Source organism: Protofrankia coriariae (genome assembly GCF_001017755.1).
GTDB classification, from domain to species: domain Bacteria; phylum Actinomycetota; class Actinomycetes; order Frankiales; family Frankiaceae; genus Protofrankia; species Protofrankia coriariae.
Genome location: NZ_JWIO01000009.1, coordinates 88,403 through 97,570, shown reverse-complemented (window position 1 = coordinate 97,570; position 9,168 = coordinate 88,403). Strand labels below are relative to the sequence as shown.

Here is a 9,168-nt window from a genome sequence, read left to right as displayed (position 1 = left end):
CGCCCGCCGGTGCCGCCGGTGGTGACCCGCCGGGCGGGCACCCGCGGGCTGCTGAAGGAGCCGGCAAGGCCGCGGACGGTCTCCTTGCCCAGCACCGGAAGCTCGTCGAGCCGGCCCTGGAGACAGGCCTGGAGATATTCCGGATGCGCCCGGTAGTACGGCACCGACCGGCCCCAGCGCCGGTGGAAGCGGGCCAGCCGGGACACCTGCCACTGGTGGACCTCGGCCGCCTCGGCCGCCTCCAGTCTGGCGAGCGTGCGCAGGTGGCCGCGCACCAGCGGACTGGCGCAGGCGGCGTCGAACGCGGCGGCGCCGGCCCGGGACCCGAACACCGAACCCGCCCGTGCCCGGGTCATCGGGGCACCGCCGGGGGTGGCTGGTGTTCGACGTGGCCCCGCCAGGCGAAGTGTGCCTCGGCCCGCAGGACCGCCTCGACCGGCAGCGATCCGAGGCCGCCACGCCATGGATCGTGGTCAGAGACGATCTCGATGTCTCGCCAGTCACCGTGGGCCAGCGGCAGGCTCCGGCACGCGAAGGCCTGGCGGACCACCGGCACCCGGTCGGGGTCGAAGCCGAACAGGTACGTCGCGGCCGCGTCGACCGCGGCCGGCGTGGTCCCGCAGGCCAGTAACCGGGCGGGCAGCGGGTCGGGGTTCATCGGGCCGTTGCGCTGCCCGGCGATCACCCCGTCCACGATGACGATGTGCCGTCGGTCCGGATCGGGGGTGTCGGCCACGGTGCCGTCCGGCCGGCCGTACTCCAGGATCTTGTTCAGGTCGAGGCACATGCGCCACACCGTGTCGTTGCCCCACCAGTTACCGCTGCGTACCACGGTGTCACCGTCCCCGAACAGCTGGCTGCCGCCGTGGCGGGCCAGCCGCAGCACGCCNGGCGGGCCAGCCGCAGCACGCCACCGCCCAGGCGGGGGGAGAGCATGGCCACCCGGCGCAGCCTGGTGGCCACGGCCCGCTCGAGCGAGTGCCGGGAGCTGCGGCTGGGATGCTCGTCGCCGCCGGTGTCGGGCCGGCCCTCGGTGTGGTGCGGTAACCAGTTCTTGTCCGCGTTGATCCCGACCAGGTTCTTCAGGGCGAGGGTGATCCCGGCCTTCTTGTGGCTTTTCAGCTTGGGGAGGTTCACCACGAGGTCGGCCCGCAGGGCCGTGCCGGAGAGCAGGTACTCGTGCCGGCCGTCGCTGTGGTGGGAGTTCACCACCCGGCTGTCGTAGTCGGCGCCGTAGTAGCGGCCCGCTCCGCCGTGGTCGGCGAACTCGCTGGCCGCGGCCAGGTCGAAGGCGATCGCGCCGCCGGGGTCGCCCGGCAGGCGGCGGCGGGNCCCGGCAGGCGGCGGCGGGCCACGACGACGTCGTCGACCGTGGTCCACTCCTCCTGGCGCAGGTCGACCAGGTCGAGGCGCAGCCCGCGCTCCCGGTAGAACCGGCGCAGTTCGTCCAGGCCGAGCACGCTCACGATCGCGGCGAAGGACGAGTCGGTCTGCGGTGCGTCGGCGATCACCACCCGGCCGGCGCCCCCGACCGCGGCGAACGCGTAGTCGGCGACGGCACGCACCACGGAGCCGTGGGTGAGCACGTACCGCCAGCCCTGCGGATCCCACGGGTGATGTTCACGCACCAGATTGGGTTTGAGGACGACCGTCCCACCCGGTGGGACGAAGTCACCCAGCGGATTCCAGCGGGCGGTGTCCACGTGTGCCGCGTCCATACCGGCCAGCGCCAGGACCCGGCGGACGCCGGAGTACACCTGGTTCGTCGCCGGGCCGAGGTGCCCGTGCGGGTACTCGGGATAGGCGGTGTCCGGCGAGAAGGGCGCGACGTCCGGATATGACGCCGCCCGCGTCCGCGTGACTGCCACCCGATACTGGGAGGCGATGTTCTCAGGCATTCCCGGCTTTCCAGCCTTCTCGGTAGGAGCGCTGGCCGTGGTCGCGGTGCGCCGCCACGGCCGGGGTGGTCGGATACCGTACGTACCGGTCCTTGAAAGGGTGGTCGGTAGATAGTCAGCGATGGCGTATCGCTACTAAGAGTAGCGCTTCTGATGCGTAAAGCGATGACTGGGTCGTGTGCGTCACATCACCGCGGGTCTGGGCCCAACCATGCGAGCCCGGGCTCAGGGGTTCGACACGTGCTCCACCCTTTTGGCCGTCGACCTCGACCACCGATCCTGACTGTCGATCCTGGCCGTCGGCCGCCACGGGCTGACGACGCCGGGCGCGACAAAGGGTGGTCGGTGACTGTGTGACACATGGCCCGGGAAGTCGCGCGTCACAGGCCGTGGTAGCGGGCAGCGGAAGCGTCGCGGAACGAACGTTCCCCGGCGTTCGTGGCAGCTACTCCGGATGGTGTTCCGGCGTGCCGTCAGGCATTGGGCCGTCTGCCGTCCCTGCGAGCGACGACCAGAATGTTCTGGGTGAACAGATGGCCTCGTAGCACGCCGGTCTCCGCCGCGAGAGCGACGGAGAGCGACCCGCTGAGCGCTCGCCAGACCGCCCAGCGCAGCGCACTGCGCGCGCCGTGGACAATCGGTTCACAGGGAAGAATCTCGACGTGCGTGAAGCCGACGGTCCGGGCCACCTGGCGGGCGCTTCTGGCGGTGAACGCGGTTTCGTGGGTGAAGTCACCGTGTTGGTAGTTTCCGCCAAACGGGCTTACCGCGTTCGGTACGCGCGCGATGAGCACACCACCCTCACGCAGCCCGGCATGGACGGCATCCCAGACAGCGAGCACCTCGGGCTTGGTCAGATGCTCGAACAGGTCCGTGGCGATCACGGCGTCGACACCGCGCGCGGCCCGCAGCGCGCTCGTCGCGTCACCCACGTCGACCGCGTGGCCGAGCCCCGCCTGGCGCGCGAGTTCCACCTGTTCGGGACTGATGTCGACGCCTCGTGCCCGGTGGTAGCCGGCATCGAGGAGCTGTCGGACGATGGCCCCCTGCCCACAGCCGATGTCGATGACGTCGATGTCACGATCCGCGGGCAGATGGGCCCGGATCTCTTGGCGGAAGACCAGGTCGTCCGCTGTGGGAGCCCTGATACCGGCGTGCGTGGTGGCGTACTGGCCGTACATGCGGTCTCGCAGATTCGTGATCCTGGCGGGGATCGTGACCACGTCTGCCGGGTGGTCGGTCATCGCCGTCGTCCGTCGTCCGTCATGGTGGGTCGGGCGGCGCCGACCGCGACCGAACGACGGTTCCCGAAGGCGCTCTTGTATTCCACAGGCTCTCCCGTACGTGTGAGTGCCAACTTGATGTAGACCCGGCGGCTCGGCTACCCCGGACCGCTGGGAACGACCGAGGAGGGACCGTCCCGGCTCGCGACGCCCTGGGACGCGCCTGCCCGGGCTGTTGTCAGTCGGCTTCAGCCCCGGCTGTCAGTCGGCGCCCGGCAGCCGGGGTGCACCCCTCCTCCGCATGGCGATCCATCCATCCGGCCGCCGATCCCTGATCGGACGTCCCGCTCCCGAGCGCTCTCGGTTGTCCTGTCTGCGCCGGGTAGCCAGAGGTCCTTGGGAGCTGAGAGTAGCAGATTAGTAACTCTAAGAGTCTAACGGCGGAGATTTCGGCGTTCCTCGCCTCGGCGAGCCCTCGCTGTGACGGCCCGCGGCCTCGGGATGCGCGGGGCTGCGTCGGGTGGGGCGGCACGGGGCGGCACGGCACGGGACGGTGCTGCGGTGTACGGCGGGACCTGTGTGTCGGTGTCGTCGGTTTGGAATGGTTCTCGAGCACAATGTGTGACATGAAGAACTCTGTAAGTCGCAATCGCCATGTGCGGCAGGACGGCCGGACTGGTGACGTGCTGCTGCTCGCGCCGTCGTTGGGGCTCGGCGGCGGTATCGAGCGCTATCTCGCCACACTTGAGCAGGCTCTTGACGGATCGGGCACCCAGGTGCGCAGGGTGGATCTGCTTGCTCCCGGACGCCGTCCCAGCCTCACCGCGAAGGCTGTCTTCGCCGCCCGCGCCCTGGCCGCCGCGCGACGGCACGCGCCGATCCGCTGCCTGCTGGTGGGGCATCCCGGCCTCGTCCCGGTGGCGGCAGTGGTCACGGCGGCAGCCAGACCGCCGCGCTCGTTCGTCGCGTTCTACGGCACCGACATCTGGGGGACCAGGCCGCTGCGCCGGACGCTGCTCACCCGGCTTTCCCGAGCCCGCCCTCTGACGATCAGCAGTTTCAGCGCGGGCGCCATGCTGTCGCTGGGTGTCCCGGCGGTACTGCCACCCGGCATCGACCCGGGTTGGCGGCAGACCCTGCTGAGCATGCCGCGGCTGGCCGTGGCGGACCGCACCCCGGTGTTGCTCACCGTCTGCCGGCTGCCGCAGTGGCGGGGCAAGGGCGTGGCGGAGCTGGTCGAGGCGACCCGCCGGGTACGTGAGCGCATCGGCGCGGTGCGCCTGGTCGTGGCGGGGCAGGGCCCGGCACCCACCGACCTCGTCGACCTGCTCGCCCGGGTGGACGCCGAACTATACGTCTCGCCGTCCGACGCGCAACTGGCGCGGCTCTACGGCGCCGCCGACCTGTTCGCGCTGTGCACCCGGACCAGGGTCCGCGCGCCCAGCAGCGGGGAGGGTTTCGGCATCGTGCTGGTCGAGGCGCAGCTCGCCGGCTGCCCGGTCGTCGCGCCGGTCTCCGGCGGCTCGTCCGACGCCTATGTCGCCGGGATGACCGGCTGGTCACCGGTGGACGAGTCCGCCTCGGCCCTCGCCGAGCTGCTGGAGCAGGTGCTGGCGGACCGGGTCCGGCTGGTCGAGGCCGGCGGGCGGGCGCGCGAATGGGCGCGGACGGTGACCGATCCGGACGCTTACGCCGAGCAGACCCGCCGGCTCCTCCTCGGCCGGGACGAGCCGGCGCCGGCCGAGCGGGCTCGTCCCGGCGCCCTGGCAAGCTGACCGTCCCGCATGGTGGCGGACCGGCGACGAAGCGACGAAGCGACAAAGCGGCGAAGTGGTGAAGCGATGACGGCGTAGCGGCCCGGCGGCCGTTCTAGCCTGGTGGGACGGTGTGGCCGCGCGTGGGGACGGGCTCACGGTCGAGCTCGCCACGCGCGGCGGCCAGGTCGGCGTCCACCATCATCGCGACCAGGGTGCGGAAGTCGACGGCCGGCCGCCAGTCCAGCAGATCCCGCGCCTTGGACGCGTCCCCGACGAGCACGTCGACCTCGGCGGGCCGCAGGAAGCGCGGGTCCTGGACGACGTACGGGCTCCAGTCGGCTATGCCGACGTGACCGAATGCGGCGTCGAGCAGGTCGCGCACCGAGTGCGTCTCCCCGGTGGCGATGACGTAGTCCTCGGGGGTGTCGCGCTGGAGCATCCGCCACATGGCGTCGACGTAGTCGCCGGCGAACCCCCAGTCCCGCCGCGCGTCGAGATTGCCCAGCGCGATCTTCTCCTGTGCCCCGAGCGCGATCCGGGCGACCCCTCGGGTGATCTTCCTGGTTACGAACTCGGTGCCCCGGCGTGGGCTTTCGTGGTTGAACAGGATGCCGGACACGGCGTGGGCGCCGTACGACTCACGGTAGTTGACGGTGATGTAGTGCCCGAAGGTCTTCGCGACCCCGTAGGGGGAGCGCGGGTGGAAGGCGGTGGTCTCCCGCTGTGGGGTCTCGCGCACCTTGCCGAACATCTCCGAGCTCGACGCCTGGTAGAAGCGGACGCGCGACATCTCGTCCGAGGTGGCTATTCGGATCGCCTCGAGCATCCGCAGGACACCGATGCCGGTCGTCTCCCCGGTCAGCTCCGCCTGCCGCCAGGACAGGCCGACGAAGGAGATCGCGCCCAGGTTGTAGACCTCGTCGGGCTGAGCGACCTCGACCGCGCCGATCAGGGACGGCAGGTCGGTGAGGTCGCCCGCCAGCAGGCGGATCCCGGGCAGTGTCTTCTCGACCATGGCGACCTTCGGGTTCGACTGGCCGCGGACCAGGCCGAACACCTCGTAGCCCTTGTCGAGCAGGAGTTCGCCCAGGTACAGCCCGTCCTGGCCGGTGATACCGGTGATCAGAGCGTGTGGCATGCGGTGACACCCTCTTTCTGTTACTTCAAGTGCACGATATATTGCACATAGTAGTGAACACGCATCGTTCCGTCGTCACCGCACGTAGGGGAACAGTCTGATGTCCACCCTGATGTCCACCGAGGTCCCCACCGATCCGCGATCCCGCGGCGCCGGCAACAAGATCCTTCTCGATCTGATCCGCCGGGCGCCCGGCCGGGCACTCGACTGCGGCTGCGGCGCCGGTGACAGCGCGCGGCTGCTGGCCGGACGCGGGTGGAGCGTCACCGGGATCACCAGCGACCCGGCCGCACTGGCAGTGGCGGAGCGGGTGTGTGAAACCGTCCACCTGTACGACCTCACCAAGGGCCTGCCCTTCGCCGCGGACGGCTCCTACGACCTGGTGTTGCTGTCGCACGTCCTGGAACACCTCGCCGATCCCGCCGGGCTGCTGGCGGAGGCCCGGCGGGTCGTTGCCGGGGACGGGCTGGTGGTGGTGGCTCTGCCCAACGTCCTGCACTACAGCCAGCGGGTCAGGTTCGTCCGCGGCCGGTTCGAATACAGCCGGACCGGCGTGATGGACACCGCTCACCTGCGGTTCTTTACCTTCGACTCTGCTCTGCGACTGGTTCGCGACAGCGGTCTGGACGTGGTCACGACGCTGCCCGACGGCGGGCTTCCCTGGCGGCGGCTGCACGGGGTTCTGCCATCGAACGTGACCGGGCGTCTCGACCGGTGGGCCGTCCGACGGCGGCCGAACCTGCTGTGCTCACGGGCGGTGTTCCTGGCCCGGCCACTGCCGAGCTGGGCGGCGTGACCCGCCGGTCAGGGACCCGGCCCGCAAGGAGGCGCACCGACCGGCGGCATCGGCGGCGGTGCCGAATCCGACGGTACGTCCGGCTGCGTCCGGTCTGCCAGGGCTCGCGGCGGCGTTCATGACGGTGCTCCGTTCATGACGGTGCCTGTAGCGAGGCTGGTGACGGGAGCGTCGGCGCCGCGGGCTCCACCGGTCCCGCCAGCGCTGTGGGCGTCGCCGCCGGTTCGGCCTGACCTGCCAGCGCGCCCACCGTCGCCGTCGCCGCGGCGGCGAGGACGTGCGCCGAGGTGACCAGGCCGAGGTCCTCCTGCCCGGCCGCGCCGTCGGCGGCATCGCGCAGCCGCCGGTGGAACTCGCGCACGGCCGCCTCGTGCCCCTTGTCCTGGCGTCCCTGCCAGACGGTGCGGCCACCGACGGTCAGCGACCGGAAGTCGTCGAGGACGAGGTGCGTGTCGCCGGCCAGCGCCTCCAGACGCTCCTTGCCGACGCCGGCCGGGCGCGCGGAGGAGTAGACGATCACCGAGGCCGACTGATCGGTGTGCCCGAGCACGACCGTCACGTCGTCGGCGAGCAGCACGCCCCCACGTCCGGCCGGATGCGCCCGCACCGACACGATCTCCGAAGGGTTCAGGAACGTGCAGGTGTCGACGAAGTGGCAGACCTCCCCGAGCAGCCGTCCGCCCTGGCGGCGGTCGGCGTACCAGTGCCCGTCCGTGACCTTCCCGGCCGCGACCCGGTAGATCATGGTGAGTGGGGACGTCCGGGCGTCGAGCTGTTCCCGGGCGAGCCGGGCCGCGGGTGACCAGCGCCGGTTGAAGCCGGTGAACAGGACGCCGTCGGCGCTGCGGGCGGCGTCCGCCACCGCCCGCAGCTCGTCGAAGGACAGCGCCAGCGGCTTCTCGCACCAGACGTGCCGGCCGGCCTTCAGCGCCCGTACGACCAGGTCCGCGTGGGCGTCGTGCGGGGTCGCGATGACCACCACGTCGACGTCGGGATCGTCGATGACGGCGTCCGGGCTGCCGGCGATCCGGGTGAAGCCGGCGCGCTCCCCGAAACGCCGGGCGCGCAACCCACCGGCCGAGCCGACCGTGACGAAGCGGTCGAAGCCCGCAGCCCGGAAGGCGGGCAGCAGCACGGTGGCGGAGAAGGCGCCGGCGCCGATCCAGCCGATGCCGTAGCGCCGGCCGGCGTCCCGTGTGCTGTCGGTGTGTGCACCGTCGCCGTGTGCGCCGTTGTCGTGTGAGCTGTCGCCGTGTGCGCTGTCGCCTGCGCGGGCGGCGCGGCGTGCCCCGGCAGGCCCGGGGAGGGCGGGCAGCCCGGGGACCCGGGAGAGCCCGGCCGCCAGGGAGGACCCGGGCAGCCGCAGCGGCAGGGACAACCGGGAGGCACCGGACGGCCCCGGCAGCCCGGACAGCCCCGACAGCCGTCCCGGCTGCCCGCGCCGGGACGGCAGGACGATGCTCTCCGGCAGTGTCCGGGAGACGTCATAGTCGAAGCGGATCGCCAGGTATGGCTCGCTCCGGCTCTCGACCAGAGCATAGGCGGACGCGGCGTCGTCGACGGCGAAACTGTGTGTGACCAGGTCATCGACCTTCAGCCGGCCGGTGGCCAGCAGGTCGACGACGGCCTCCAGGTTGCGGCCCTCTGTCCAGCGGACCTGACCGGCCGGATAGTCCACCCCCCAGTCCTCGTACGCCCGCTCGTAGCGGCCGGGACCGTACGAGCGGGCGAAGCGCACCGACAGCTCCCGGTCGTAGAAGGGCGTGCGGTCGAGCTCAAGCCCGACGTCCCCGACAACGACCACGGTCGCGCGGTCCCGGCACAGCGCCGGCACCCGACCGATGAGATCCGACGTCCGGGTGGCGGCGCAGACCAGCACGGCGTCCGCGCCCCGCCCACGGGCCCAGCGCAGCACCGCGGCCGTGGTGGCCTCGCCCTGTTCACGCAGGGTGAGGACGCCGGCCCGGTCGGCCGCGGCCAGCGGCAGGTCGGCGACGTCGATGCCGGCCACGTCGCATCCGCTGGCCAGTGCGATCCGGGCGGCGAGCTGGCCGACCAGGCCAAGCCCGACGACCACCACCTTGGCGCCCGGCCCGACGTCGGCCAGGCGCAGCCCGTGCAGGGCGATGGAGCCCACCGTCGCGAACGCCGCGTCCGCGGCCGGTACCTCGGCGGGCACCGGCACGCACAGCAGACCGGGCACCGCCTGGACCTCGGCGTGGTTCGCCCAGCCGGCCCCACCGGTGGCGACGAGCTGCCCGGGCACGATGCCGGTCCCGTCGACCATCTCCCCGACGTCCAGCACGGTCCCGGCCGCGCTGTAGCCGAGCGGGATGTCCCCGCCGAGGCGGGCCCG

The 9,168-nt window shown here is 71.9% G+C and carries 8 protein-coding genes; 2 read left to right on the top strand and 6 right to left on the bottom strand.

Going from position 1 to position 9,168, the window contains the following annotated elements; all coding sequences use genetic code 11:
• Nucleotides 1-352 precede the first annotated feature (352 nt).
• The 4 genes from FrCorBMG51_RS30850 to FrCorBMG51_RS07890 all read right to left on the bottom strand — a co-directional run bounded on the left by FrCorBMG51_RS30850 (nt 353) and on the right by FrCorBMG51_RS07890 (nt 3,142).
• Nucleotides 353-832 (bottom strand): DUF362 domain-containing protein, encoded by a 480-nt coding sequence (locus FrCorBMG51_RS30850; RefSeq protein WP_235433412.1) that lies wholly within the window; start codon nt 830-832, stop codon nt 353-355.
• The gene (locus FrCorBMG51_RS30845; RefSeq protein WP_476742132.1) at nt 772-1,209 is read right to left on the bottom strand and encodes a DUF362 domain-containing protein; all 438 of its coding nucleotides are present in this window, start codon (nt 1,207-1,209) and stop codon (nt 772-774) included. The genes FrCorBMG51_RS30850 and FrCorBMG51_RS30845 overlap by 61 nt, the downstream gene beginning before the upstream one ends.
• Nucleotides 1,206-1,718, bottom strand: a complete 513-nt coding sequence (locus tag FrCorBMG51_RS30840) for a DUF362 domain-containing protein (RefSeq protein ID WP_476742131.1) — start codon at nt 1,716-1,718, stop codon at nt 1,206-1,208. Before FrCorBMG51_RS30840 ends, FrCorBMG51_RS30845 begins: the two co-directional genes overlap by 4 nt.
• 653 nt (nt 1,719-2,371) lie before the next feature.
• A complete protein-coding gene (locus FrCorBMG51_RS07890) occupies nt 2,372-3,142 on the bottom strand; it encodes a class I SAM-dependent methyltransferase (RefSeq protein ID WP_047222427.1) in 771 nt (256 codons plus the stop codon).
• A 662-nt stretch (nt 3,143-3,804) separates the two neighbouring features.
• Between FrCorBMG51_RS07890 and FrCorBMG51_RS07885 the strand changes: the two genes are divergently transcribed.
• A complete protein-coding gene (locus tag FrCorBMG51_RS07885; RefSeq protein WP_175648302.1) occupies nt 3,805-4,896 on the top strand; it encodes a glycosyltransferase family 4 protein in 1,092 nt (363 codons plus the stop codon).
• A gap of 94 nt (nt 4,897-4,990) precedes the next feature.
• Here the strand turns inward: FrCorBMG51_RS07885 and gmd are convergent, their stop codons facing one another.
• Nucleotides 4,991-6,016, bottom strand: a complete 1,026-nt coding sequence (gene gmd / locus FrCorBMG51_RS07880) for a GDP-mannose 4,6-dehydratase (protein WP_047222425.1) — start codon at nt 6,014-6,016, stop codon at nt 4,991-4,993.
• A gap of 100 nt (nt 6,017-6,116) precedes the next feature.
• Between gmd and FrCorBMG51_RS07875 the strand changes: the two genes are divergently transcribed.
• Nucleotides 6,117-6,812, top strand: coding sequence for a class I SAM-dependent methyltransferase (locus FrCorBMG51_RS07875; protein WP_052914461.1), 696 nt, complete (start codon nt 6,117-6,119; stop codon nt 6,810-6,812).
• A 133-nt stretch (nt 6,813-6,945) separates the two neighbouring features.
• Here FrCorBMG51_RS07875 and FrCorBMG51_RS07870 read toward each other — a convergent pair whose 3' ends face one another.
• Complete coding sequence (locus tag FrCorBMG51_RS07870) at nt 6,946-9,099, bottom strand: bi-domain-containing oxidoreductase (RefSeq protein ID WP_476742130.1); 2,154 nt, start codon at nt 9,097-9,099, stop codon at nt 6,946-6,948.
• Nucleotides 9,100-9,168 lie beyond the last annotated feature (69 nt).

Coding starts and splice junctions, on each gene's coding strand:
- FrCorBMG51_RS07890 (WP_047222427.1), bottom strand. CDS start 3,142: ATGACCGACCACCCGGCAGACGTGGTCACGATCCCCGCCAGGATCACG.
- gmd (WP_047222425.1), bottom strand. CDS start 6,016: ATGCCACACGCTCTGATCACCGGTATCACCGGCCAGGACGGGCTGTAC.
- FrCorBMG51_RS07875 (WP_052914461.1), top strand. CDS start 6,117: ATGTCCACCCTGATGTCCACCGAGGTCCCCACCGATCCGCGATCCCGC.
- FrCorBMG51_RS07870 (WP_476742130.1), bottom strand. CDS start 9,099: ATGGTCGACGGGACCGGCATCGTGCCCGGGCAGCTCGTCGCCACCGGT.